Consider the following 24,161-nt stretch of genomic DNA (forward strand, 5'->3'; position numbering starts at 1 on the left):
GCCGAAACGCGCATTCATTGCGAACCAGCTTGTTTGCGCTTCAGTATCTGGCTTGCGATGCCGCGCAGGATGTTGACCTCTTCGGTCTCGAGCCCGGTGCGCGAGAACAGGCGCTTCAGGCGCGGCATCAGCTTCTTCGGATTGTTCGCGTTCAGGAAGCCGATCGCCACCAGGGCCTCTTCCAGGTGGGCGTACATGCCTTCGATCTGGGCCAGGCTGGCGGCGTCGCCCTGGAAGCCGACGCCGCGGCTGTCCACTTCGTCGCCGACGGCCGCCATGCGGCATTCGTAGGCCAGCACCTGGGCCGCCTGGGAGAGGTTGAGCGAAGAGTAAGCGGGATTGGCCGGGATATTGATGAGCACATTGCACTGCTCGACGATCTCGTTCGGCAGGCCGACGCGCTCATTGCCGAGAATAAGGGCCGGGCGCAGCTCCCCCTGCCCGGCCACATGGGCGCCGAAGGCGCGCGGCGTCCACACCGGCGGCGAGAACTCGCGCAGGCGCGCCGACACCGCCGCCGCGAAATTGCAGCCCTCGAGCGCCTCACCGATGCTGCCGACGATGCGCGCGCCATGCAGCACGTCGGTCGCGCCGCTGGCGAAAGCCACCGCTTCCGGGTCGTTCAGGGGGTCTTCGCAACGCGGCGCCACCAGCACCAGGTCGGAAAACCCCATCGTCTTCATGGCCCGGGCGACGGAGCCGATATTGCCGGCGCGGCTGGTTTCGACCAGCACGAAGCGCAGTCGTTTGAAAAGAGAGATGTCGGAATCAGGCGGGTTCATTTAGAATAGCGTCATCGCGCGGCGACGAACATTGGGTTTTCGGCATCAAGGGCCGGAATTCTAACGGGTTCGGCGCCGCTTTGCTCTTTATAATTCACTCTTGTACTCCGACGGTTCACGGCGCCGATTGCGCGTGGGCGTCAGCATTTAATTACGGAAAAAGCCTCCATGCACCCAATGCTCAACACGGCCATCAAGGCCGCTCGCCGCGCCGCCACCGTCATCAACCGCGCGTCCTTCGACCTCGACCGTATTACCGTCTCGGAAAAACAACACAACGATTTCGTCACCGACGTCGACCAGGCTTCCGAGCAGGCCATCGTCGAAACCCTGCTGAAAGCCTATCCCGACCACGCCATCCTCGCCGAAGAGTCGGGCGCCTCGCGCAACCTGAACGACGAGAGCGAATACGTCTGGATCATCGATCCGATCGATGGCACCACCAACTTCCTGCACGGCTACCCGAACTACTGCATCTCGATCGCGCTGCAGCAGCGCGGCGTGATCACCCAGGCCGTGGTCTACGACCCGGTCCGCAACGACCTGTTCACCGCCACCAAGGGCGCCGGCGCCTACCTGAACGACAAGCGCATCCGCGTGCGCAACCACGACCGCATCGGCAAGGCCCTGCTGTCGGCCGGCCATGGCCCGGACCCGCGCGCGCTGGCCGAATACCTGCGCATGTACGAAGTGGTGGCCTCGCGCTGCCACGGCGTGCGCAGCGCCGGCTCGGCCGCGCTGGAACTGGCCAACGTGGCCGCCGGCCGCGTCGACGGCTATTTCGAAAAGGGCCTGAAGATCTGGGACATCGCCGCAGGTTCGCTGCTGGTGACCGAAGCCGGCGGCATCGTCGGCGAGTTCAACGGCGAGTCCGAATACCTGAACAAGGGCGACATCATTGCCGCCGGCCCGAAGGTGTTCGCGCAGATGGTGCCGCTGATGGTCCCGTTCGCGTAATTGCGACTTCGCGTAAAATAGCGGATTGCCGGCCGCCGACTGCATGTCGGCGGCCTTTCGCACTGGTATTTCCACAGTGCAACAAAAATCACTATAATCAGTCGTAGCTCCAGGCGGTGTGCGCGTGACGCGCGCCGCCGGCGTCGACTGCCCCATCCGATCCTGGCGCCGCTTGCGCCGGCGGCGGCGGAATCAACCTTACCAGAAGAATCTATGTCATTTGCTACCCTCGGCTTGTCCGAAGCCATTGTGCGCGCCGTGAGCGAACAGGGCTATACCACGCCGACGCCGATCCAGGCCCAGGCGATCCCCGCCGTGCTCGGCGGCGGCGACCTGCTGGCCGGCGCCCAGACCGGCACCGGCAAGACCGCCGGCTTCACCCTGCCGCTGCTGCAGCGCCTCTCGACCGACAAGGTAGGCGGCACGTTGCGCAACAAGACCGCGCCGCGCGCCATCCGCGCCCTGATCCTGGCCCCGACCCGCGAGCTGGCGGCCCAGGTCGAAGAAAGCGTGCGCCTGTACGGCCAGTACACCAACCTGAATTCGGCCGTGATCTTCGGCGGCGTCGGCATCAACCCGCAGATCAAGCTGCTCAAGCAGGGCGTCGACATCCTGGTCGCCACCCCGGGCCGCCTGCTCGACCACGCGGGCCAGGGCACGGTGGACCTCTCGAAGATCGAGATCCTGGTGCTCGACGAAGCCGACCGCATGCTCGACATGGGCTTCATCCACGACATCCGCAAAGTACTGGCCCTGCTGCCGCCGAAGCGCCAGAACCTGCTGTTCTCGGCCACCTTCTCCGACGACATCAAGGCCCTGGCCGACCGCCTGCTGAACAACCCGGCCTCGATCGAAGTGGCGCGCCGCAATTCGACCGTGGAAGTGATCGCGCAGAAGATCCACCCGGTCGACCGCGACAAGAAGCACCCGATGCTGGCCCACCTGATCAAGGAAAACAGCTGGCACCAGGTGCTGGTGTTCACCCGCACCAAGCATGGCGCCAACAAGCTGGTTGAACAATTGGGCAAGGACGGCATCGGCGCGATGGCGATCCACGGCAACAAGAGCCAGTCGGCGCGCACCAAGGCCCTGTCCGAGTTCAAGGACGGCAGCCTGCAGGTGCTGGTGGCGACCGACATCGCGGCGCGCGGCATCGACATCGACCAGCTGCCCCACGTGGTCAACTATGACCTGCCGAACGTGCCGGAAGACTACGTGCACCGCATCGGCCGTACCGGTCGCGCCGGCGCCACGGGTGAGGCGGTCTCGCTGGTCTGCGTCGACGAGCACCAGATGCTGAAAGACATCGAGAAGCTGATCAAGCAGACCCTGCCGCGCCATGTGATCCCGGGCTTCGAGCCGGACCTGAACGCGAAACCTCAGCCGATCCAGCTGCGCAGCGGCGCGCCGGGTCACGCGAACCGCGGCGGCCGTCCAGGCGGCAGCCGCGGCGGCCAGGGCCAGCGTAGCGCCAGCGCAGGTGCAGGCGCAGGCAACGGCGGTCGCCCGGCGGGCGGCGGTGGCAACGGCGGCCGTCCTGCCGGCAACGGCGGCGGCAACCGCTCGGCCAACGGCAACCGCGGCCCGCGCAGCGGCGCCGCGCCGCGCCAGGGTGGACGCGACCGTTAAGCACGGCTAGCTGAAGCTGAAACGAAAGGACAGGACCGGTCATGCCGGCCTGTCCTTTTTGTTTGCCAGTGCATTCCACCTAAATCAACCGTAGGGTGGGCACACTGTGCCCACGCGAAAAATGGCGCTACGTTATCTCATGAGCGCGGCGAAGCTGTGTGCGATCCACTCTGGCGTTCGCGGAGTATCCCCGAATCACGCTGGCGGCACGCGGCTCTCCGGGTCCCAAGGACAGTAACGCCACGCGTCATTGCGCGTGGGCACAGGGTGCCCACCCTACGGTCGACGCATCGGCGTATTCCGCTTCACGGCCGCACGATTGCCCACCTCCGGCACGTTTGGCATGCGAATGCTACGATAGCGGGCTGTCAACATACGAGAAACCCCATGCCGAAATTCGCCGCCAACCTGAGCACGCTTTTCCCCGAGCTCAGCTTCCTCGACCGCTTCGCGGCGGCGCGCGATGCCGGCTTCGACGCGGTCGAGTTCCAGTTTCCCTACGCTTGCGAACCCGAATGGATCGCCGGACGCCTGGCGCGCTACGACCTGCAGCTCGTCCTGCACAATTTCCCGGCCGGCGACTGGGCGGCGGGCGACCGCGGCATGGCCTGCGACCCGCGCCGCATCCAGGAATTCCAGGACAGCGTCGAACTCGCCCTCGACTACGCGGACGAACTCGGCGTGAAGCAGCTGCACTGCATGGCCGGCAGGATTCCGCCGAATGTGCCCCACGAGCGTGCCCACGCCGCCTATGTCTCGAATCTGCAGTTTGCCGCCGGTAAGCTCAAGGAGCATGGCCTGGCCCTCCTGATCGAGCCGATCAACGACCGCGACGTGCCGGGTTATTTTCTTACCGGCTCGCGCCAGGCCCAGGCCATCATCGCCGAATGCGGCGCCGACAACCTCTTCCTGCAGTTCGACATCTACCACATGCAGCGCATGGAGGGCGATCTCGCCAACAGCCTGCGCGCGCTGCTGCCGATCATCCGGCACGTCCAGCTGGCCGACGTGCCCGGTCGCCACGAGCCGGGCACCGGCGAAATCAACTATCCCTACCTGTTCCGCCTGCTTGACGAGCTCGGCTATGGCGGCTGGATCGGCTGCGAATACACGCCGCGCGGCGACACCGCGCAAGGCCTGCGCTGGCGTACTGAGCTGGCAGGCGCGGCGCCGGTCGAACCGCAGCGCTAGACAGGCGTCGGCCTCGATGGCAAGATAATTTTCTTTATAACAAGGAGACCGCCATGATCCAGGGACTGCGCACCGTCATCTACCCCGTCACCGAACTGGTCGAAGCCACCGAGTGGTATCGCCGCGTGCTCGACAGGGCGCCCTATTTCGACCAGCCCTTCTATGTCGGCTTCGAGGTGGGCGGTTTCGAGCTCGGCCTGGTGCCGGACGGCGTGCCGGGCACTGCCGGCGCCACCGCCTACTGGGGCACGGTCGACGCCGAGGCCGAGGTGGCGCGGCTGGCGAACCTGGGCGCGACGGTGGAGTCGCCGGTGGCCGATGTCGGCGAGGGCATCCGGGTGGCCACCGTGCGCGATCCCTACGGCAACCTGTTCGGCATTATCGAAAACCCGCACTTTGACCTGAAGAAGGTCGCATGAGTTGACCAACTGCAACGCTGCGCGCGGCAGCGTTTGCCAGAATGGGGACTTTCCGACCGGCATCTTCGCCGTGCAGAGGAGACCCCATGAAGATGTTTCGTCACCTTGCCGCGCTTGCCCTGCTGGGCGCCAGCCTGCTGCTGGGCGGCTGCGCCAGCACCGGCGGCCCGGTCAGCCTGACCGAGGTACGCGAGTTCGCCGACGCCTCGGCGCGCCTGGGCGGCTACTCCGAGCTGTCGCGGCGCTACCGCGACACCTATGAACGCGAGCAGCCCTATCTTCCCGCCAGTGCCGACAGGCTCGCGCGCGAGAACGACGCCAAGCGGCGCGCCGTGTACGAGGACTTCGTCAGCGTGCAGAAAGCCGTGGTGCTCTACATGCAGACGCTGAGCCTGCTGGCCGGCGACACCCGTTACGACTTGTCCGAACGCATCGACGACCTGGGCAATGGCCTCAAGGCAAACACCGACTCCGGCCTGCAGCAGCGCCACTTCGCCGCCTACACCGGCCTGACGCGCCTGCTGACGCGGGTGATCGCGTCGGGCTACCAGAACCGCAGCGTGGAAACCATGGTGCGCGACGGCGACGCCGACGTCCAGACCCTGCTGGAAGCCATGATCTCGCTCACCCGGCTGTACTACAAGACCAACGAGAATGAAAAGAAGACCGTGCTGGGCATTTTCGACGTCGAGCTGCCGTTCAACACGAAAAGCAGCGACCGCATGCTCGTCACGCTCGCCAAGGTGCATTACCTGAACAAGTCGAGCGAATACAAGCTGATCGACCGCCGCTACGACCTGGCGCTGCAGGGCCTGACGAAAGTCGCGCTCGGGCACCAGAAGCTGCGCGAGAACCTGCACAAGCTGTCCGAGGCGGACGTGCGGCGCATGCTCGGCAATTACGGACGGGACCTGCGGATGATCCGCGAAGGCCTGTCGGGCGACTGATTTCTGCGGAGGCGGTATGGAAGACGACACCAAGGCGGCGCCAGCGGGCGCGACGAACGACGAGGCGGCCGCGGCGGCGCCGGCGGTGGCAAACCCGGCGGCAAACGCGGCGCAAGCATCCAGCGGCCAGGCCCAGGGTGGCCTTGCCAGCGTGAACCAGATCGTCGAGCTGGCCGACCAGCTCTCCGCCTGCGCCGACCAGTTGCACGAGCGCATCATGCGCGACATCCGTGCCTACGAAGGACGCGAGGTCCCGGAGAAGGTCCAGGCGGCCGCGCGCGCGCTGCTGGAAGACGAGGTCCTCCTGCGCCAGCGCGCCAACGGCCTGTATGCCGACGCCGCCACCTACATCGTGAAGTCGCTCGGCAAGTCGCAGCAGGGCGTGATCGCCCTGACCACCGAGTCGGCCGAGAAGATCCGCAAGATCACCCGCATCGGCGACGTCGCCGGCCTGGTCGCCGGCCTGCTGCACTTGGCAGGCGCGGCCGCCACCGGCCAGGCCGCACCGATCATCATGGCGCTCGACAAGATCCGCACGCACATGGCAGCGATCGAGGCCACCAACCCGCCCGCCCCTGTCGCCAAGACGACCTGAGGGCGCCACGCGCCGCGCGTGCGCCCATGTTCATCCGGGGCGCATCGCGCTACACTGAACCCACAAGGCATTCATGTGGGGAGTGTGCGATGGACCGCTTTCCTTCGTTCCAACAAGGTGGGGGAAGCGCGCCGGACGCCGGCGCGCTGTGGGACTGACATGGCTGCGATCGCCATGGCTTCCCTGGACCAGGGTCAACTGGCGCAATTGCGCGCCACGCTCGAGGCGCGCCTGAATACACTGAGTGCGCTGAGCGGCGGCGCCGATGCACAGGCTGGCGACGGCCACGATCTCCCCGTCCCCGAAATCGAGACCTCCCCGGCCGACAAGGCCACGGTGCGCCTCCTCAACGACCTGGCACTCGAAGCCGCGGGGCACAATGCCGCGCAGATGCAGGTGCTGCGCCATGCCCTGGCCAAGTTCGAGGACGGCAGCTATGGCATGTGCGAGGAATGCGGCAACGACATCGGCTACTCGCGGCTGCAGGCGCGTCCCGAAGCGCGCCTGTGCATAGGTTGCCAGACGCGCGCCGAGAAGCGCTAGATCCTAACGCATGTGCTGGCCGCCGTTGATGGCGATGTCGGCGCCCGTCACGAACGCTGCCGCATCGGAAGCCAGGTAGGCGACCAGGGCCGCCACTTCGTCGGGCTCGCCGAGCCGTCCGACCGGAATCTGCGGCAGGATCCTGGTCTGCATGATCTCTTCCGGCACGGCGCTGACCATCCTGGTGCGCAGGTAGCCCGGCGACACCGTGTTGACCGTGATGCCGTGACGCGCCGTTTCCAACGCCAGCGCCTTGGTAAAGCCATGCATGCCCGCTTTCGCCGCCGAGTAATTGGCCTGCCCAAAGGCGCCTGCGTTTGCATTCACCGAGGAAATGTTCACGATACGGCCCCAGCGCTGCGCCATCATCGGCTCGATCACAGCCTTGCTCATGTTGAACACACTGTCGAGGTTGGTCGAGAGTACGGCGCGCCAGTCGGCGAACGTCATCTTGCGCAGGCTGCGGTCGCGCGTGATGCCGGCGTTGTTGACCAGCACGTCGACGCGGCCGAGCTCGTCCACCATGCGCGCCACCGTGGCGGCGCAGGCGTCGAAGTCGGTCACGTCGAGTTGGTAGGCGGTGAAACGGTAATGGTCGTCACGCTGGGCTGCCAGCCAGCCCTCGGGTGTGGTATTGCTGGGCGAATAGGTCAGTGCCACCGTGAAGCCTGCGTCATGCAGGCGGCGGCACAAGGCCGTCCCCAGGCCGCCCATGCCACCCGTCACCAGCGCCACTCGTTTTTCTTCCATGTCTTTTCCCCTTGTCAAACCCGGCCACCCGGCCGGAAACGACAAGTCTAGGAGCGAAGCTCAACGAAACTTTGAGCTGGATCAAAGGCACAGAAGAGCGTGGCTTTGTGGCCACGCAAGAGCAGACGCTCAGCTCAGCGCATCAGGTCAAAATATCGGGCGGGACCGAGGCGTCGAAATCGGCCCAGTCGCCGTCGACGATGTTGCCGCGTGCGCGTTCGATCTGGCGCGCGCCGAGCTTGCGCAGCACCTCGACGGCGCGCGATTCCAGGCCGGCGTCGTCGAAGGCCACGGCCACCAGCATGCCGGCCATGCGCTGCTCGACCGGGGCGCGCCCGCCCTCTTCCGCCTCGCCGGCTTCCTTCATTTTCGAAAAGCTGAACAGCGAACCGACGTGGGCGCCCAGCAGGCCGCCGACGATCGGGCCGGCCGGACCCGTTACCGGCGCCGTCGCCGCGCCCACCACCGCACCGACCGCGCCGCCGGTGGCCGAGCCCTGCACCACGCCGAGCGGGGTCTCCCTGGCGCCCGGTGAGAGCTGGTTGTCGCCGCCGATCGGGGTCAGGTCGTGCTGCCCGGCCTGGCTCAGGTAGAAACTGCTGATGCGCTCCGGCGCGAAGCCGGCGTCGGCCAGGGCGCGGCGCGCCACGTCGACCTCGTCCTGGAGCTGGAAGTGCCCTGCAATGATGGTGGACATGGAATTCTCCTGCATCGATGGTTACCCGAAGCATGCTCCTGCTGGGCTGCGTATTCTGTACGCAAACGCACGCAGTTCAAGATCTCGCTCGGCAGCGGTCAACTCCCTGCCGAGCCAAATTATTGCCATTGCCCGTAGACCATGCCATGGAATGCCGGTTCCGGGGACGGCGGCGCACTCCAGGCGCGCGGATCGACCCGGTAATACTTCAGGAATTCCTCGAACAGGGCGCCGTGGCGCTCGGCCAGCCGGTGCGGCTGCTCGAAGAAGGCTTCGGTCGCGACGGCGAAGAACTCGGCCGGGTTGGTGGCGCCGTAGTGGTCGAGCACGCCCTGGTGACCGAACCAGGCGTCGTGGCGCAGCGCCGCGAAGTCGCGCGAGAGCACTTCCGACCAGCTGCGGTAGCGCTCGGCGCTGCCCAGGTAGGGCGCGCCGTTGGTGCTGCCGGATTCGCTGTCGAGCTGGTGGGCGAACTCGTGCAGGACCACATTGTGGCTGGGCGGCTCCGCGTTGTCGGCGCGCTGCACATGGTCCCAGGACAGGATCACCCGGCCGTCACCCCAGGATTCGCCCAGCAGGTCCTGGCGTTCCTCGGTCACGACGCCGGCCTCGTCGACCTGGCGCCGCGGCACCAGGAAAGCGCCCGGATAGATCAGCACCGAATGCAAGGTCGGGTAGACCGCGTCGCCGCGTGTCCCCATCAGCAACAGGCAGGCCTGGGCCGCGACCGTCACCCGCATCTCGTCGGTGACCTCCAGACCGGCGCAGCCGACGAAGGTCTTCTCGTGCAGGAAGCGGCGCACCAGGCGTTCGAGGCGGGCGCGCTGGGACGCGTCCATGCCGCGGTACTGCGCGACATTGCGCTCCATGGTGGCCAGGGCGTCCGGCGGCAGCGGGCGCGACAGCGCGCGCCGCAGGCGCCAGCGCGGCACCGCCCAGGCCAGCAGCAGCGCGGCCACGATCAGGGACACCGTCACCAGGGCTTCCATGGTCCCGCCTCTTCCCATATAAAGAATGCGTTCACGCGGCCGCCGTGCGCTCGGCCAGGTGCGATTCGAGCTCGTCGGCTCCGCCGATCAATTGGCCGCCGATGAAGACCTGGGGCCAGGTCATGCGCCCGCTGACGGCGCGCAGCACGCTGGTGTTGATCTTCTGGCTCTGGGAGATGTCAGTGTAGCGCAGGCGGTGCTTCGCCAGGGCCGCCTTGGCGCGCGCACAGTAGGGGCAACCGGGGCGCGAGAACATCACGATGGGCTCGGGCGCCCGGGCCTCTGGATTGATGTGCCTGAGCATGGTGTCGGCGTCGGACACCTCGAAGGGGTCGTCTTCCTCGCCCTCGGCCTCGATGAACATCTTCTCGATGATGCCGTCGCGCACCAGCATCGAATAACGCCAGGAACGCTGGCCGAAGCCGAGCTCGCGCTTGTCGACCAGCATGCCCATGCCGCGCGTGAAGTCCGCGTTGCCGTCGGGGATGAAGGTGATGGCGTCGGCATCCTGGCCGTGCTTCCATTCGTTCATGACGAAGGCGTCGTTGACCGAGATGCAGACGATCTCGTCGACCCCGTTGTCGCGCAGCACCGGCGCCAGCTCGTTGAAGCGCGGCAGGTGGGTCGAGGAACAGGTCGGCGTGTAGGCGCCGGGCAGCGCGAACACGACGACCAGCTTGCCCTTGAACAGCTCCTCGCTCGTCAGGTCCTGCCACTGGTCATGGGGACGGGTCTTGAAGGTGACACTCGGTACTGGCTTGCCTTCCAGGGATTCGGCACTTGGCAGCATGGGGTTTCCTTTTCCGTTAGCGGGACGCGGCAGAGCGCCGCACCCGCCGAACGTGGGGCCTGTTGACGGGATTTCAACGGCGGAGCAGGACCGCGCGGCGCATGGGGAAAGTGCATGGGGCGTGCACGAGGACGTAAACGGCAAACGCCGCGCGGTGCGCGGCGTTTGCGTGACGACAGCGATCGTCGGATCAGGAGGGGCGTCGCGGGTCTCCGCCACCACGCCCTACCGGCAGAAGTCTTCCCGGGAGCGTCAGGTGCGCTCTTTGGCGACCTGGTTCGGCGCCGGGCCGAACAGCGCGGCGACCAGCGGATCGCGGGTGACCGGGCTGCGGTTCACGCGGATCGCGTAGTGGGTGTCGTCGGCCAGGATGTGGAAGTGGCGGCCGCTGCCGGCCATGCTCTGCTCGCGCAGGCCTGGGCGCTCCTTGCGCGGGGCGGCGCCTTCGCGCTTCGGCTGGCAGATCGCGGCGAGGAAGGCCTTCACGCGTTCCTGGTCCGGGCAGATCTGGTAAACGGCCTTGCCCAGGTAGGTGGCGGTGCCTTCGATGTAGCGGGCCAGTTCGATGACGCCGGCTTCGCGCAGGTCGCGGATGTACTTGCGCGCGCCCGACGGCGAGAACTTGAGGAACCATGCGATCTCGTCGGCGAGCATCTCATGGGTCGACAGTTCGTTGATCAGTTTCTGCATGTTCTCGATCCGACGCTGGGTGGCTGAGGTCGACCGCACACGCTCGATCGGCGCCAGCGAGATCGGCGCACGTTCGGTCGGTTGGGGCGGCACGCGTTCGATCAGCGCTGAGTTGCTGGAAGTGTGCACTGCGCCGTGTTCGCCTTGCACCGCGTTGTGATGAGTCGTTGCATGCATGTTGGTGTACTCCGTTAGATAGAGAGAGACTGTGTGGTCCGGGTCGCTGTGTGTCGTCTGACACCCTGACAACACCTCGGGTTCCGCTTAACTGGCCTCAAGATTGCCTGCGTCAGCCCGGCCGGTCTGTGCGCCAGCCCACATTGGCAAAATTCCAGCAGGAATTTCGGCAAGCTTTTTCTTGCTCGGAATCAGGATTTCGAAGCCATTTCGTGACTTGTTGTAAAATCCCTACAGAAGGATGGAAAATTAGAAACATCCTTCGAACTTTCCGGCTTCGCGTCTGCCTTTATATGGAGGGCGGCCTTGAGCATGTTGGCAACGTTGTGATTTTGTCACTCATCAGTTCCCATAGGTGCGCTAGCGCACGGACCCTTTGGAACTCGGCCTCGTAACCTTGCCTCTAACATCACTGTCAAGGCACGCGATGTCACCCTACCTTTTCAACTTATGGGAGTTTCCTGTGAATAATTCGAAGAAGATCGCCCTGGCCGTCGCCATGCTCTGCGCCGCCAGCTCCGCGCTGGCCCAAGACGCGGCAACCCCGATCGTCAACCCGTCCTGGTACATCCAGCCCAGCGTCGTCGGCATCAAGCCCGACGCCGACTTCGGCGTGGACGACAAGGACTGGGGCGGCGGCCTGAAGTTCGGTAAGGCAGTGCACCAGTACTGGGACATCCAGGTTGGCGCCACCCACGCCCGTACCGAAGACGGCGCTGCGCGCTATCGCCAGACCCTGCTCGGCGTCGATGCGTTGCTGATGCTGTCGCGCGAACGATTCCGCCCATTCGTCCTGTTCGGCGTCGGCGCCGAGCGCGACAAGGTTGAGAACCCGCTGCGCCGCGTCAGCAAGAACTCGCCCTACGCCACCATGGGCGTCGGCTTCCAGGTCGACCTGACCCCGCAGTGGAACCTGCAGGCCGACATCCGCTCGGTGCGCGGCTTCCTGCGTGACGACGAACTGTACGGCTTCAAGCAGAGCAACAACAAGTACGTCACCGTTGGCCTGAACTACGCCTTCAACCCGCCGCCCGCACCGCCGGCACCGGCTCCTGCACCGGTCGTCGAAGCCCCGGCTCCTGCCCCGGCCCCGGTCGCTCCGCCGCCACCGCCGCCAGCCCGCTTCGAGAAGGTCACCCTGGAAGCCTCGAAGCTGTTCGAGTTCGACAAGGCCGAAGTGATCCAGCCGGCGCCGCGCCTGGACGAGATCGCCGCCGCCCTGCAGGCCGACACCAGCATCACCAACGTCGACATCACCGGCTACACCGACCGCCTGGGTTCCGAGAAGTACAACCAGAAGCTGTCGGAGCGCCGCGCCAACGCCGTGCGTGACTACCTGGTCAGCAAGGGAATCGACGGCAGCCGCCTGAACGCCGTCGGCAAGGGCGAAGCCAACCCGGTCGTCGAGTGCAACCAGAAGAAGCGCGCCGAGCTGATCAAGTGCCTGGAACCGAACCGCCGCGTCGAAGTCGAGCAGATCACGATCGAAAAGCGCGTGCAGTAATGTGACCCGGCCGGCGGGGCCACGGCCTGTTCCATCGGGCGTCCGCTGGCCGTCCACATCGAAGGAAGCACTGATTGATTCATGACGGCGGTCTTGGCCTGGAGAAAAACCGTCCTGCTGCGTTGCAAATCCTCGCCATACCACGCGGTATGGCTGCGGTTTGCGCCTTGCCGGCCGCTTTTTTCCATGGCCAATCCCATCCGCCAGAATAAATCAGTGCTTCCTTAAGGGGCCTCGCGCCCCTTTTTCTTTTTCTGGAGGATCCGGTATGGCTGTAAAACAATGGTTTCCATTCTCACGCCAGATCATCCATGTGATGCGCTGTGCAATCTCGGAATGGCTGGAGCACCGTGCTGCCAGCAAGGGCGCAGCCCTGGCCTTCTATACGTTGTTCTCGCTCGCGCCCATCCTGGTGCTGGTGATTGCAATCGCAGGCTTTTTTTATGGTGCGGAAGCGGCGCGCGGCCAGCTGTTCAATGAGTTGCGCGGCCTGGTCGGCGCCCAGGGCGCGGACACCATCCAGGCGGTCCTGGCCGGTGCGCAGAACAAGGAGTCCGGACGCCTGGCCACCATCGTCGCCACCGTCCTGCTGCTGGTCGGCGCCACCAGCGTGTTCGCCGAACTGAAGGACAGCCTCGACGAGATCTGGGACGTGCCGCCGCCGAAGGACGCGAGCTGGTGGGACACGCTGCGCACCCGCCTGCTGTCGTTTGGCCTGATCCTGGTGCTGGGTTTCCTGCTGATGGTATCGCTGGTGGTGAGCGCGGCGATGGCCGTGGTCGAGAACTACTTCGGCGGCATGTACAAGGAGGCCTCGATCATCGTCGGCTGGATTTCGTCGTGCATCAGCTTCCTCGTCATCGCCACCCTGTTCGGCGTGATCTACAAGCTGCTGCCGCGCATTAAGCTGTCCTGGCATGACGTGACCATCGGCGCCCTCGGCACCGCGGCCATGTTTACATTGGGGAAATTCGGCATTGGCCTGTACATCGGCAATAGCGGCGCGGCCAACAGCTTCGGCGCGGCCGGTTCGCTGATCGCCCTGCTGCTGTGGGTGTACTACTCGGCCCAGATCTTCTTCCTCGGCGCGGAATTCGCCCGCCAGTACGCGCTGCAACTGGGCAGCCTGCGCCACAAGCCGGACCACGAGACCGGCGCCAGGAACGTCAAGCGCATCGTCTGAGCCCCATCGCTTGGCCGGCTGCTACTCTCCCAGCAGCTCGGCCAGCGCTTCCATTCCCTCGACCCGCTCGGCGACCACTTTCAGTACCACTACCACGGGCACGCCGAGCAGCAATCCCCACATCCCCCACAGCCAGCCCCAGAACAGCAGGCTGACGAACACGGCGGCCGGGTTCATCTTCGCGATCTTGCCGGTCATCCAGGTGGTGACGACCATGCCGACCAGGGTGGCGATGCCCATCGAGGCGCCGGCCACGAGGATCACCATGCGCAGCGACTCGAACTGCATGAAGGCTACCAGGCCGGTAGCCGAGGTGATCAGCAGGGGGCCGAAGTAAGGCATGATGTGGGCCACGCCGGCAAAGATGGCCCAGGCGCCGGCGTTGTTCAGGCCGATCGCGCGCAGCGCCACCCACATCAGGAGCGCCAGCAGGATGTTGGTCACCAGGAGCATGAACATGTAGTTCTGGATCGAGGTATTGATGTCGTCCAGGATATGCACCGTCACTTTTTTCCGCGTCAGCGAGGGCCCGGTGAGCTTGACCAGCTTGCGCTTGAAGGTGTCGCCGGCCAGCAGGAGGAAGAACACCAGGAACACCACCATGGTGGCCTGGGTGATGAAGGAGGCCAGCCCGACCGAACCGGCCAGCAGCCAGTCGGTGATGCGGAAACTCGACGACTGCTGGGCCATCGTGGGACGGCGCTGGACCAGGCGCGGGTTGGCGCCGACGTTGGCGGTAGCCCGCTCGAGCTCGGCAGCGGCCTTCTGCACCCGCTGGATGGTCGAGCCCTCGCCGCCGGCGGCGCTGGCGACCAGCTTGCTCACCTTCTGGGTCAGGGTCGGCAGCTCGTCGAGAATGTTGAAGAATTCGTCCTGCAGCCGGACCATGGTCGCGCCCAGGCCGCCGAGCAGCGCGGCGGTGACGATGGTCGCGCCGATCAGGCGTGGAATGTGCACACGCTCGAGCCAGCGCACGATCGGGCTCAGGGTATAGGCGATGAAGATGCCGAGCAGGAGCGGCACGAAGAATTTTTGCGCCCATTGCAGCGCGAAGACGAAGGCCACGGTGGCCAGGATGCCCAGCGACAGGCCGCGGGCGTTCACATGGACCGGCAGGCGCAGGCCGCCGGCGTGGAGGGCGAGGTCGTCGACCGGGCCGGCGACGGGTTCCGGCTTCACGGCCTCGGCCGTGATTGCCGGTGTTGCCTCGGGGGCGGCGGATTGGTGGGGCCCGGCTGGAGCCGAGCCTGGACTGGCGAGTTGCATGTGTTTGCCGAAATGAGTTTGCCGGTCCGCGCCGCCCCGGCGGCGGAAATTACTTCACGCGGATGTCGTTCTTGACCGATGTTACACCCTTCACGCCACGTGCGACCTCGACGGCGCGCTGGGCGTCGCTCGGCTGGGCCACGAAGCCGGACAGCTGGACGTCGCCCTTGAAGGTCTCGACGTTGATCTCGGTCGCCTTCACGGTCGGATCGGCGGCGAAGGCGGCCTTCACCTTGGCGGTGATGACGCTGTCGTCGACGTATTCGCCGGCGCTTTCGCGCTGCGGACCCGAAGCGCAACCGACCATGGTGAATGCGAGGGCGCCGGTGAAGACGGCGGCGGCGAGACGTTGGGTGATTTTCATGATGTATCCCTTTCTTTCGTTGGTCAAAGTTACAGCGTTAGTAACAGCGTTGCTCACTGCGAGCGGAACCGGTACGTCACTTGCCGTACGCGGTTTTCGCGGCCTGGACGCACTGGTCCTTGGCCGCGCCGGCAAACGCGTCGCACTTCTCGAGCGCGACCCGGTATTCAGCCGTCAGTTTGTCTTCACGCGCGTTGTTGCGCGCTTCGATCATCTTGCGGTCCGCGGTGGCGTCGGCCTGGGCGGCGATCAGGGTCGCCTTGGCCTGCTTCAGGCACACGTCGCGGTCATTGCCCGCCAGCGCGCCGCAGCGCGCCTTGTCGCGCGCATGGTTGGCGTCGGCGATGCGCATGCGGGCCTGGGTATAGGCCTTCAGGGTGTTCTTGTAGGCGGCGCCCGCCTCTTCCTCGGTACGCACGCGCTCGGCCTTGGCTTCGGCCTCGCAGACGTCGTGCGGATTACCGCTGAGGCTGTCGCAACGGGCGCGCGCGGTCTTGTAGTTGGCCGCGGCCATGTCGCGCGCCCGCTCATAGGCGGTCTTGGCGTCCGGCACGGCGACCGGCGCGGCGCCGGCGGCCGGCGCACCCGCCACGGCGGGGCTGGCCGCCGCCGGGGTCGTTACGGCCTGGGCGCGGGCATGGCCGACCCACAGCAGGGCCGCACCGAGTATCAGTAGCGCATGCGCATTTTTCATTCTTGTTGTCATGTTCCTTGCTCCATTTGTCAACACGCTAATAACGTTTTACGCCGATTACGGCCGCGTTTCTGTACGCTGTCGAACACAACAAGAAAATGATTTTTTGACATATTAAACAGGCAAACAAGCGTGCGTGATCGCACAGACCCTGCTGCCCGGTCTCCTTATTCTTGACCTACACCTTTTGCCAGGAGAACAATATGAAGACTACCCGTACTCTTGCCGCCGCCGTCGTGGCCGCCACCGCGATCCTGTCGGGCTGCGCCAGCAATACGCCGTCGTATAGCAATAATGGCTACAACAGCGGCTACAACAACACCGCGTCGATGGGCTACGGCACCATCGAGTCGATCCAGGTGACCCAGGCCGAGAACCGTACCAGCGGCGCCGGCGCCGTCGTTGGCGGCCTGGTCGGTGCGCTGGCAGGCAACCAGGTCGGCAGCGGCAGCGGCCGCACGGCAGCGACCGTCGCAGGCGGCGTGGCCGGCGCGGCAATCGGCAACAGCGTCGAACGCAACCGCAACGCAGGCGGCGGCCAGGAGATGTACCAGATCAACGTGCGCATGGACAACGGCGAATACCGCACGGTGGTCCAGGACAGCGTCTACGACCTGCGCGTGGGCAACCGCGTGCGCCTGGTCGATGGCCGTGTTTACCGCTACTGATGCATCAGGAAGAGCGCTGCGGCCGGCGTCCACGCCCGGCGCCGCGGCGTCCGCTTCGACCGCCCACGGGCCGGCCTGCGCCGGCCCTCTTCCGTTATGGAGGTGCACATGAAGATTCGACCAATGTTGGGACCCGTGCTGCTCGCCGGTCTGCTCGGCGTGGCCACGCCGCCGGCGCTGGCCCAGAGCAGCGACGCCAACGTGGCGCCGGCCGCAGCCAGCAAGCAGGCGCGCGAGATCGCGCGCGGCGATCCGGTACGCTGGTATCGCGAAGACACGACCCGCCAGGAAAGGATGCGCACGCGCCAGAAGGAAATCGGCGCCGCGCTGGACGAAGCGAAGAATGCATGCAAGACGGGACCGGCGGCCGAGCGGCAAGCCTGCCTGAAGGCGGCGCAGGATACCTGGCGCCAGGAGATGGCGGCCTTGCAGAAGGAAGCGCCGGTGCAGGCGAGCGCCGGGAATCCCGGCGCGGAGCGTTGATTGGATCGCAGCGGCGAACAGCGACTGCATCGAAGGTGTCGGACCGGAGACTACGTCTCCTGCCCCTACGAGGACCATGCGGGACCGTAGGGTGGGCGCCCCGTGCCCACGCGTAACGCATGCATGGCGATAGCGCACCAGAAGCACGCCAACAATGCGCAAGGTTCACGCGTGGGCACAGGGGCGCCCACCCTACGCCTCTGTGTTCGAGGTCAGCGGAAGCACCTCCGGCCGCACAAAAAAAGACGGCGTCCAATCAACGATTGCGACGCCGCTCAAGCCCCACCATATTCTTCAGCCGGCGCCACGGATGACGCCTTCATGCGCGCGGCGCGGTCCTCCACGCCGCTCATGCAACCCGGACCCAGGTCCGGGAAAACAAGCCAGACGACCCAGCTCAGCCGACTTCGCGCGAAGCACGTCGCTTGTTCATGAACCAGCTCGCCACGCCCAGCAGTACCGCGCCCGCCAGTGCCTGCTTGCCCATGCGCCGCTGGCGCACGAAGTTGAAAGCGGCCAGGGCATACGGCGCGATCACCGAGACACTGGTGCCCGTGGGTTTCAGCAGAGCATCAGCCCGGGCCCGCAATGCCCAAGTAGCATGGTCGAATACAGAATGTAACATGACTTCGGGCCGCGCGCCGTGTTTTACCTGCGCTCGTGCGTAGGCGACCCCGGCACGGTAGAACTCGCCCTCGCGCAGGAGTTCGGCCTTGCGCAGCGCCGGATCGCGGCTGTGCTTGTGACCGGCCAGGCCGGTCGGTTCGTCGTTATGATGATGCTTGTCCATGTTCCCTCCCCTGGTTGGCGCTTACATCAGCGCGTCGCGGTCTGCCCGCAGTTCGTTCATCGTTTCCGGGAAGGCGAGCTTGCCCTGCTTGAGCATCGCGAGTCCCTTGGCCACGAGCACGGCCGTGATGACGAGGAATACGAGGAACAGCACCAGCAGGATCTTCCAGCCCATGGCGTCCCAGGCCAGCGCCACGATCATCGCGGTGCCATAGGCCAATGCGAACCAGACGGCGAGCACTGCTCCGGCGAAGATCGCCAGCAGTTCGATCACGTGGTTGCGCACCTCCGACAACTCGAGCGCCGCCAGTTCCACACGCGACACGATGAGGCCGAACAGGTTTCTCGCCAGGCCGGAGATGCCGCCCATGAGTCCGGGACCATGCACGACGGTTTCGGTCTTTTCCATGGCGTTTCTCCGGCGAAAATTATTTACGACCCAGGAAAATGCCGACCAGCAGGCCGACACTGGCGGCGGCGGCAACGGTGCGCCATGGGTTGTCCTTCACGTAGACATCGGCCGTGTGCGCCAGTTCCTTGCTCTTGACGACAGCTTGACCCTGGTACTGGCTGGCCTTGCCCATCGCGCGGTCCAGCAGTTCCATGCCGCGGTTGCGCAGTTCGTCGGCCTTCTCGCCGGTCATGGCGGCGGCGGCCGTCAGCAGGGCCTGGGCGTCCTTGACCAGGACCTTCATGTCGGCGCTGGCGTTGTTGAGGCTACTGTCGATCGAACGGGCGCTGCCGCGGGTGGTGGTGTCTAGCATGATGAACTCCTGTTGTGGTTGTGTAGTGTTGAAGAAATCAGGGCACGAGGAAGTCGCGCATGTCGTCGGCGTGCTCTTCCTCGACGGCGAGGATCTCGACGAGCATCTGGCGGGTGGTCGGGTCCTTGTCGCCGATGACCTGGATCATCTGGCGGTAGGACTCGATCGCCACGCGCTCGGCGATCAGGTCGGCGCGCACCATGGCCTGCACGTCCTCGGAATCGTCGTACTCGGCGTGCGAACGCGCGGTCAGCGTGGCCGGGTTGAAGTTCGGCGAACCGTTCAGCTGGACGATGCGCTCGGCGATGCGGTCGGCGTGTTCCTGTTCCTGCTGGGCATGTTCCAGGAACTCGGCCTTCAGCTCGCCCGTGTTGGGGCCGCTGACCGTGTAGTAGTGGCGCTTGTAGCGCAGCACGCACAGCAGCTCGGTGGCCAGCGCGTCGTTGAGCATGGCGATGACCGCTTCGCGGTCGGCCGCGTAGCCGACGGTCACGGGACCGTCGTCAAGGTTGGCGGCGGCGCGGCGGATCGCTTCGACGTCGAAGCCATGCGCCAGGGAATGTCGTGCTTGTTCCATGATGTTTCCTTTGCTTCGGTTAAAACACTGCTGTACTGCGCCTGCTTCAGCGTCCCGCGGTGCGCGGCGGGATCGGCGCGTTGTCGTTCGACAGCACGATTTCGACGCGGCGGTTCAGCTGGCGGTTCGAGGCGCTGTCGTTGGCCGCCACCGGGAAGGCTTCGCCATAGGCGCGCGTCGCGATGCGCTGGCGCTCGATGCCCATGCCGGCCAGCGCGGTCGCCACGGCATTGGCGCGGCGCTGCGACAGGTCCTGGTTGTAGCGCGAGCTGCCGGTGCTGTCCGTAAACCCTTCGACCAGCACAGTGCGCTCCGGGTTCTGCTGCATGACGTCGGCCAGCTTGCGCAGGGTCGACATTCCGTTCGGCGTCAGGTTGGCCTGGTTGGTGGCGAACAGGACGTCGCCGATGGTCACGACCATGCCGCGCTCGGTCTTGGTGGCGTGCAGCTCGGCCAGCTGGGCTTCGAGCTGGGCGGCGCGCTGGGCCAGCGCCTGGTTCTGGGCCTGGGCGGCTTCGGCCTGCTGCTGGGCGGCCATGGCCGCGGCCTGGGCGGCTTCGGCTTCGCGCTTCGCCCGTTCCGCTTCGGCGGTGCGTGCTTCCAAACGCACGGCGTTACGCTCGGCCGAGGCGTTGGCGATCTCCGCCTCCGCTGCCTTGGTGCGCGCCACTTCCTGGGCGGTGGCGATCTTCTGCTTGGCGACATAGGCCAGGCGGTCGATGTCGTTCAGGCTTTCCTTCTTCGCGGCCGCCTCGTTGGCCGCGTTCAGGGCGTCGCTGGCCTGCTTGAATTCGAGCGGCGCATAGGTCGACACCTGCGGGTTGTTATTGGCCGCGACGAAGTCGGCGCGCGCCTGGTCCAGCGTCGGCGTGGTGGTCGGGGTGGTGCTGCAGGCGGCCAGCAGGATGGCGCTGGCAAAGACGGCCGGTTTCAGGAAACGTACTTTCATGATCTTGCCCTCCGATATTTTTTTGGCGCCGCATCGGCGCATCTGATTCGCGAAGGCGCCGCGCAGGCGCCCTGATCGATCGCTGCGCGCACGCATCCGGCGCGCATGTGGCGCCGGTCATCCAGGGCGGCGCAGGTGCGCCGCACCGCCCTTGCCTTATTACTGCGAGTTGGCGCGCTCGACTTCCTGGCGCAGCACGCGCAGGTCCTCGTTCAGCGCGTCGGACGCGGCGGTCGCCTTGGCCGAGTTGGCCTTGCTCTGCGCCAGCTGGGCGTCGGCCTGGGCCTGCATCGCCAGTTCGCGCGCCAGCTTGTAGTCCCTGGCGGCCAGCGCCTCGTTGGCGCGCATCATCTTGGCGCGCGCCGCCGTGATCTCGGCCGGGGCCAGCTCGGCCGCGCCGGCCTGCACCGCGTTCTGGACCGCGTTGCGCGATACCGCGACGTCGGCGGTGGCCGGCGCCTTCTGGCTGGCGCAGCCGCCCAAGACCAGCAGCGTGGCCAGTGCAGCACCGCCGACGAGTCGAATATTCAAGGATTTGGTATCCATCCTGCTCTCCTGTTTATGTGAGGAAGTTGTTAACGTTATAAGCCTGTTATCGGTCGAGTTCGGTTCGCTAGCGCACACTGAAGGCACTTCGAAAGACTCATCCATTTGCAGCGTGCGACACCGCACATTGATGACAGGGAGCTTTGCGCTAAGCTGGGTCCACGAATGACTCCCAGCGAAGGATCGTCATGCCCGACACTACTACTCCCCAGCCGAGCACCGTCAAGCCGCACAACGGCCGTCGCAAGAAAATCCTGCTCGGCGTCATCGGCGTCCTGATTGCCATTCCGGTCATCGCCGTTATTTTCATCCTGACCTTCGATTGGAACAAGGCGCGGCCCTGGCTCAATGCCAAGGTAAGCGAGGCCATCGAGCGCCCGTTCGCGATTCGCGGCAACCTCGCGGTGCAATGGGAAATCCCGGCGCGCCGCATGGCGCCGGGCGACCGCCACCTGCGCGACTGGCTTCCCTGGCCGCACCTGATCGCCAACGACGTCCATGTCGGCAATCCCGCGCACATGAAGCAGGCGGACATGGCCGCCGTGCGCCAGTTCTCGTTCTCGCTCAATCCGTTCGGCCTGCTGCACCACACGATCGGCATCCCGGTGCTGCGCTTCGATTCGCCGCGCGTGGACCTGGTGCGCACCGACCGCGACCACTACAACTGGGTCTACAAGAAGAAGGAAGAGGAATCGAAGTGGAAGCTCGACCTCGAGCGCGTGGTCCTGACCGACGGCGTGGTGCGCTTCGTCGACGCGGTCACGAAAGCGAACGTCACCGCCCACGTGCGCACCCTGGACAAGGACCCGAAGTACGGCATCGGCTTCGAGGTCGGCGGCAGCTACAACGGCGCCCCGGTCACCGGCGGCGGCAAGGTCGGCCAGGTGCTGTCGCTGAAGGACCAGGACACGCCCTACCCGGTCCAGGCCGACATGCGCAGCGGGCCGAGCCGCATCGCGATCGAGGGCACGGTCACCGCGCCGGCCAAATTGAAGGCCGTCGACCTGCAGCTCGAACTGGCGGGCCGCAGCATGGCGCGCCTGTACAACTTCACCGGCATCACCCTGCCGGAAACCCCGGCCTTCTCGACCTCGGGCCGCCTGCGCGGAGAACTCGACCGAGAATACGGCCGCTGGACCTACGAGAACTTCAAGGGCAAGGTCGGCACCAGCGATATCCACGGCAAGCTGGTCTACGAGGGCGGCAAGCCACGTGGCAAGCTGACGGGCAACGTCGCCTCGAACAAGCTGGTCTTCGAAGACCTCGGCCCGCTGGTCGGCGCCGACTCGAACGAGAGCAAGAAAGCGCGCGGCGTGGAGGCGGTGCAGCCGGGCGGCAAGGTGCTGCCGGTCGAGGAGTTCCGCACCGAAAGATGGAAAGCGATCGACGCCGACGTGCGCTATGCGGCGGACAAGATTGTCCGCGAGAAGACCTTGCCGATCAGCAAACTTTCGGCCCACCTGGTCATGAAGGACGGCGTGATCACCCTCGACCCGCTCGACTTCGGCGTGGCCGGCGGCACCCTGCGCTCGACCATCCGCCTGGACGGCAGCGGCAAGGCGGGCAATACGATCGCCGCCACCGCCAAGGTGCAGGCGCGCCACATCCAGATCAAGCAACTGTTCCCGACCATCGAGCAGATGCAGGCAACCGTCGGCCAGGTCAACGGCGACGCCCAGCTGTCGGCCACCGGCACCTCGGTCGCCGCCCTGCTCGGCTCGTCCAACGGCGAAGTGAAGGCGCTGGTAAACCAGGGCACGATCAGCAAGATGCTGCTCGAGATGATGGGCCTGAACGTGGGCAACATCATCGTCACCAAGCTGTTCGGCGACAAGCCGGTCCAGCTGAACTGCCTGGCGGCCGACTTCGACGTCAGGAAAGGCGTCATGCAGTCCCAGGTCTTCGTGGTCGATACCAAGGAGGCGATCATCAACGTCAACGGCACCATCAACCTGGGCAACGAGGCGCTGGACCTGACCATCCATCCCGAAACCAAGGCCCTGCGCCTGTTCACCCTGCGCTCGCCCCTGTATGTGCGCGGCCCGTTCAGCAAGCCCGACGTCGCGGTCGACAAGGGCGTGCTGGCGCTCAAGGCCGGCGGCGCGGCGGCGCTGGCCGCGGTCGCGGCGCCGGTCGCGGCACTGATTCCCCTGATCAACACCGGCCCCGGCGAAGACAGCGACTGCGGCCGCCTGGTGGCGCTGGCGAAATCCAAGCCCACCGCGCCGCCGCCGGGCAAGACGAAGACGCGCTGAGGCTTGCGCGAGACAGGGCCAGCGCTAGTGTGTGTTGCCGAACAGATCACAACGCCGCGCTGGCCTATTCTGACAACATCGCCGGACAGGATGTCGGCATTCGAGGAACACGCATGAGGCAATGGAAACCGGCCGTGACGCTGCTCACGGCCCTGGCCCTGGGGATGGCGGCAGGCGGCTGCGCCTCCGACCCCGCATCGAGCCAGGCCCCGCTGGTCGACGACGCAACGATCACCAGCGGGGTGAAGGCGGCGATCGGGCAGGCGCCGGAGCTCCAGGCGGCGGACATCGAAGTCGCGACCCGGGAAGGAATCGTCCAGCTGAGTGGCTACGTCAGCTCGGCGGATAACGTGGCAACCGCAGCGTCGGTTGCGCGCACCGTGAAGGGCGTCAAGTCGGTACGCAACGACCTGCGCCTGAAGTAAGAACCTGTTTCAGTAGGGAGGAGGAAGTTAATGGCGATGCATGGCGAGCGCGGGCAAGGCGCGAGGAGGCCGCATGGCGAGCCACGAGTTTGCCAACTGCGCGACGAGCAACGCAGCACCCGCTTGTCAGGAGCGTCAGCAACGACTCACTCCCTACTGAAATAGGTTCTAAACCCACCACAGGAGATCATCATGAAAAACATCAAACAACTGGCAGTGAGCGCAACCATCGCAACCCTGGCCCTGGGCCTGACCGGCTGCTCGGGCATGTCGCAGCAGGACAAGAACACCGCCATCGGCGCCGGCGCCGGTGCTGTCATCGGCGGCGCCTTGACCGGCGGCAGCGCTGTCGGCACGGTCGGCGGCGCAGCAGTCGGCGGCGTGATCGGCAACCAGACCGGCAAGACCAACTAAGGTTCTCTGTTGCCGAACGTGAGAACGCCCCGCTTGCGGGGCGTTTTTTGTTTGTGGACAAACCTGCCACCGGCAACAGACCCGTAGGGTGGGCGCCCTGTGCCCACGCGTGATATTCGCATGG

At 65.8% G+C, this 24,161-nt stretch carries 29 protein-coding genes; 14 read left to right on the forward strand and 15 right to left on the reverse strand.

Features of this window, described 5'->3' with window-relative positions:
* Positions 1–14: 14 nt before the first annotated feature.
* Positions 15–782 carry an RNA methyltransferase gene (locus tag ACSUZJ_RS17395; protein WP_499410213.1) on the reverse strand — a complete coding sequence of 256 codons (768 nt, stop codon included), beginning with the start codon at positions 780–782 and terminating at the stop codon, positions 15–17.
* A gap of 177 nt (positions 783–959) precedes the next feature.
* Between ACSUZJ_RS17395 and ACSUZJ_RS17400 the strand changes: the two genes are divergently transcribed.
* The 7 genes from ACSUZJ_RS17400 to ACSUZJ_RS17430 all read left to right on the forward strand — a co-directional run bounded on the left by ACSUZJ_RS17400 (position 960) and on the right by ACSUZJ_RS17430 (position 7,063).
* Positions 960–1,739: an inositol monophosphatase family protein gene (locus tag ACSUZJ_RS17400; RefSeq protein WP_499416581.1), complete on the forward strand. Its 780-nt coding sequence runs from the start codon at positions 960–962 to the stop codon at positions 1,737–1,739.
* 213 nt (positions 1,740–1,952) lie between these two features.
* Positions 1,953–3,368, forward strand: coding sequence for a DEAD/DEAH box helicase (locus ACSUZJ_RS17405; RefSeq protein ID WP_499410215.1), 1,416 nt, complete (start codon positions 1,953–1,955; stop codon positions 3,366–3,368).
* 387 nt (positions 3,369–3,755) lie between these two features.
* Positions 3,756–4,559 (forward strand): hydroxypyruvate isomerase, encoded by an 804-nt coding sequence (hyi, locus tag ACSUZJ_RS17410; RefSeq protein ID WP_499410217.1) that lies wholly within the window; start codon positions 3,756–3,758, stop codon positions 4,557–4,559.
* A 53-nt stretch (positions 4,560–4,612) separates the two neighbouring features.
* Entirely contained in the window at positions 4,613–4,978 is a 366-nt protein-coding gene (locus ACSUZJ_RS17415; RefSeq protein WP_499410219.1) for a VOC family protein, read from the forward strand.
* Positions 4,979–5,064: 86 nt separating this feature from the next.
* On the forward strand, positions 5,065–5,925 hold the full coding sequence (locus ACSUZJ_RS17420; RefSeq protein ID WP_499410221.1) for a hypothetical protein: 861 nt from the start codon (positions 5,065–5,067) through the stop codon (positions 5,923–5,925).
* A gap of 16 nt (positions 5,926–5,941) precedes the next feature.
* Positions 5,942–6,520, forward strand: coding sequence for a hypothetical protein (locus tag ACSUZJ_RS17425; RefSeq protein WP_499410223.1), 579 nt, complete (start codon positions 5,942–5,944; stop codon positions 6,518–6,520).
* 159 nt (positions 6,521–6,679) lie between these two features.
* Positions 6,680–7,063 (forward strand): TraR/DksA family transcriptional regulator, encoded by a 384-nt coding sequence (locus ACSUZJ_RS17430; RefSeq protein ID WP_499410225.1) that lies wholly within the window; start codon positions 6,680–6,682, stop codon positions 7,061–7,063.
* 3 nt (positions 7,064–7,066) lie between these two features.
* On the opposite strand, the gene phbB is transcribed toward ACSUZJ_RS17430, so the two are convergent.
* The 5 genes from phbB to ACSUZJ_RS17455 all read right to left on the reverse strand — a co-directional run bounded on the left by phbB (position 7,067) and on the right by ACSUZJ_RS17455 (position 11,156).
* On the reverse strand, positions 7,067–7,813 hold the full coding sequence (gene phbB, locus ACSUZJ_RS17435) for an acetoacetyl-CoA reductase (RefSeq protein WP_499410227.1): 747 nt from the start codon (positions 7,811–7,813) through the stop codon (positions 7,067–7,069).
* A gap of 142 nt (positions 7,814–7,955) precedes the next feature.
* Positions 7,956–8,510 carry a hypothetical protein gene (locus ACSUZJ_RS17440; RefSeq protein ID WP_499410229.1) on the reverse strand — a complete coding sequence of 185 codons (555 nt, stop codon included), beginning with the start codon at positions 8,508–8,510 and terminating at the stop codon, positions 7,956–7,958.
* Positions 8,511–8,629: 119 nt separating this feature from the next.
* Complete coding sequence (locus ACSUZJ_RS17445; protein WP_499410231.1) at positions 8,630–9,499, reverse strand: M90 family metallopeptidase; 870 nt, start codon at positions 9,497–9,499, stop codon at positions 8,630–8,632.
* 31 nt (positions 9,500–9,530) lie between these two features.
* Positions 9,531–10,289, reverse strand: a complete 759-nt coding sequence (locus ACSUZJ_RS17450; protein ID WP_499410233.1) for a glutathione peroxidase — start codon at positions 10,287–10,289, stop codon at positions 9,531–9,533.
* Between the two features lie 252 nt (positions 10,290–10,541).
* Complete coding sequence (locus ACSUZJ_RS17455; RefSeq protein WP_312552525.1) at positions 10,542–11,156, reverse strand: winged helix-turn-helix domain-containing protein; 615 nt, start codon at positions 11,154–11,156, stop codon at positions 10,542–10,544.
* Between the two features lie 463 nt (positions 11,157–11,619).
* Here ACSUZJ_RS17455 and ACSUZJ_RS17460 point away from each other — a divergent pair, with 463 nt between their 5' ends.
* Both ACSUZJ_RS17460 and ACSUZJ_RS17465 read left to right on the forward strand, forming a co-directional pair.
* Positions 11,620–12,660, forward strand: a complete 1,041-nt coding sequence (locus ACSUZJ_RS17460) for an OmpA family protein (RefSeq protein WP_499410235.1) — start codon at positions 11,620–11,622, stop codon at positions 12,658–12,660.
* A 268-nt stretch (positions 12,661–12,928) separates the two neighbouring features.
* Positions 12,929–13,843, forward strand: coding sequence for a YihY/virulence factor BrkB family protein (locus ACSUZJ_RS17465; protein WP_499410237.1), 915 nt, complete (start codon positions 12,929–12,931; stop codon positions 13,841–13,843).
* A gap of 21 nt (positions 13,844–13,864) precedes the next feature.
* Here the strand turns inward: ACSUZJ_RS17465 and ACSUZJ_RS17470 are convergent, their stop codons facing one another.
* The 3 genes from ACSUZJ_RS17470 to ACSUZJ_RS17480 all read right to left on the reverse strand — a co-directional run bounded on the left by ACSUZJ_RS17470 (position 13,865) and on the right by ACSUZJ_RS17480 (position 16,167).
* Positions 13,865–15,109: an AI-2E family transporter gene (locus ACSUZJ_RS17470; protein ID WP_499410239.1), complete on the reverse strand. Its 1,245-nt coding sequence runs from the start codon at positions 15,107–15,109 to the stop codon at positions 13,865–13,867.
* A gap of 49 nt (positions 15,110–15,158) precedes the next feature.
* Complete coding sequence (locus ACSUZJ_RS17475; RefSeq protein ID WP_499410241.1) at positions 15,159–15,473, reverse strand: BON domain-containing protein; 315 nt, start codon at positions 15,471–15,473, stop codon at positions 15,159–15,161.
* 76 nt (positions 15,474–15,549) lie between these two features.
* Positions 15,550–16,167 (reverse strand): hypothetical protein, encoded by a 618-nt coding sequence (locus ACSUZJ_RS17480; protein ID WP_499410243.1) that lies wholly within the window; start codon positions 16,165–16,167, stop codon positions 15,550–15,552.
* 203 nt (positions 16,168–16,370) lie between these two features.
* Between ACSUZJ_RS17480 and ACSUZJ_RS17485 the strand changes: the two genes are divergently transcribed.
* Together ACSUZJ_RS17485 and ACSUZJ_RS17490 are read left to right on the forward strand one after the other, a co-directional pair.
* On the forward strand, positions 16,371–16,835 hold the full coding sequence (locus tag ACSUZJ_RS17485) for an outer membrane lipoprotein (protein WP_499410245.1): 465 nt from the start codon (positions 16,371–16,373) through the stop codon (positions 16,833–16,835).
* A gap of 108 nt (positions 16,836–16,943) precedes the next feature.
* Positions 16,944–17,318 carry a hypothetical protein gene (locus ACSUZJ_RS17490; RefSeq protein ID WP_499410247.1) on the forward strand — a complete coding sequence of 125 codons (375 nt, stop codon included), beginning with the start codon at positions 16,944–16,946 and terminating at the stop codon, positions 17,316–17,318.
* A gap of 397 nt (positions 17,319–17,715) precedes the next feature.
* On the opposite strand, the gene ACSUZJ_RS17495 is transcribed toward ACSUZJ_RS17490, so the two are convergent.
* From ACSUZJ_RS17495 to ACSUZJ_RS17520, 6 genes are all read right to left on the reverse strand, one after another.
* Entirely contained in the window at positions 17,716–18,108 is a 393-nt protein-coding gene (locus ACSUZJ_RS17495) for a hypothetical protein (RefSeq protein WP_499410249.1), read from the reverse strand.
* A gap of 21 nt (positions 18,109–18,129) precedes the next feature.
* Positions 18,130–18,516, reverse strand: a complete 387-nt coding sequence (locus ACSUZJ_RS17500) for a phage holin family protein (RefSeq protein ID WP_499410251.1) — start codon at positions 18,514–18,516, stop codon at positions 18,130–18,132.
* 19 nt (positions 18,517–18,535) lie between these two features.
* Positions 18,536–18,871 (reverse strand): ElaB/YgaM/YqjD family protein, encoded by a 336-nt coding sequence (locus ACSUZJ_RS17505; RefSeq protein WP_499410253.1) that lies wholly within the window; start codon positions 18,869–18,871, stop codon positions 18,536–18,538.
* Positions 18,872–18,908: 37 nt separating this feature from the next.
* The gene (locus tag ACSUZJ_RS17510) at positions 18,909–19,448 is read right to left on the reverse strand and encodes a ferritin-like domain-containing protein (RefSeq protein WP_499410255.1); all 540 of its coding nucleotides are present in this window, start codon (positions 19,446–19,448) and stop codon (positions 18,909–18,911) included.
* A 46-nt stretch (positions 19,449–19,494) separates the two neighbouring features.
* A complete protein-coding gene (locus ACSUZJ_RS17515; RefSeq protein WP_499410257.1) occupies positions 19,495–20,397 on the reverse strand; it encodes an OmpA family protein in 903 nt (300 codons plus the stop codon).
* 159 nt (positions 20,398–20,556) lie between these two features.
* Complete coding sequence (locus tag ACSUZJ_RS17520; RefSeq protein WP_499410259.1) at positions 20,557–20,943, reverse strand: DUF4398 domain-containing protein; 387 nt, start codon at positions 20,941–20,943, stop codon at positions 20,557–20,559.
* A gap of 188 nt (positions 20,944–21,131) precedes the next feature.
* Between ACSUZJ_RS17520 and ACSUZJ_RS17525 the strand changes: the two genes are divergently transcribed.
* From ACSUZJ_RS17525 to ACSUZJ_RS17535, 3 genes are all read left to right on the forward strand, one after another.
* Complete coding sequence (locus ACSUZJ_RS17525; protein ID WP_499410261.1) at positions 21,132–23,198, forward strand: AsmA family protein; 2,067 nt, start codon at positions 21,132–21,134, stop codon at positions 23,196–23,198.
* Positions 23,199–23,311: 113 nt separating this feature from the next.
* Positions 23,312–23,623, forward strand: coding sequence for a BON domain-containing protein (locus ACSUZJ_RS17530; RefSeq protein WP_499410263.1), 312 nt, complete (start codon positions 23,312–23,314; stop codon positions 23,621–23,623).
* Positions 23,624–23,815: 192 nt separating this feature from the next.
* Complete coding sequence (locus ACSUZJ_RS17535; protein WP_499410265.1) at positions 23,816–24,037, forward strand: YMGG-like glycine zipper-containing protein; 222 nt, start codon at positions 23,816–23,818, stop codon at positions 24,035–24,037.
* Positions 24,038–24,161: the final 124 nt, after the last annotated feature.

It is taken from the genome of Telluria sp. B2, assembly GCF_051789535.1.
Lineage (GTDB): Bacteria > Pseudomonadota > Gammaproteobacteria > Burkholderiales > Burkholderiaceae_D > Telluria.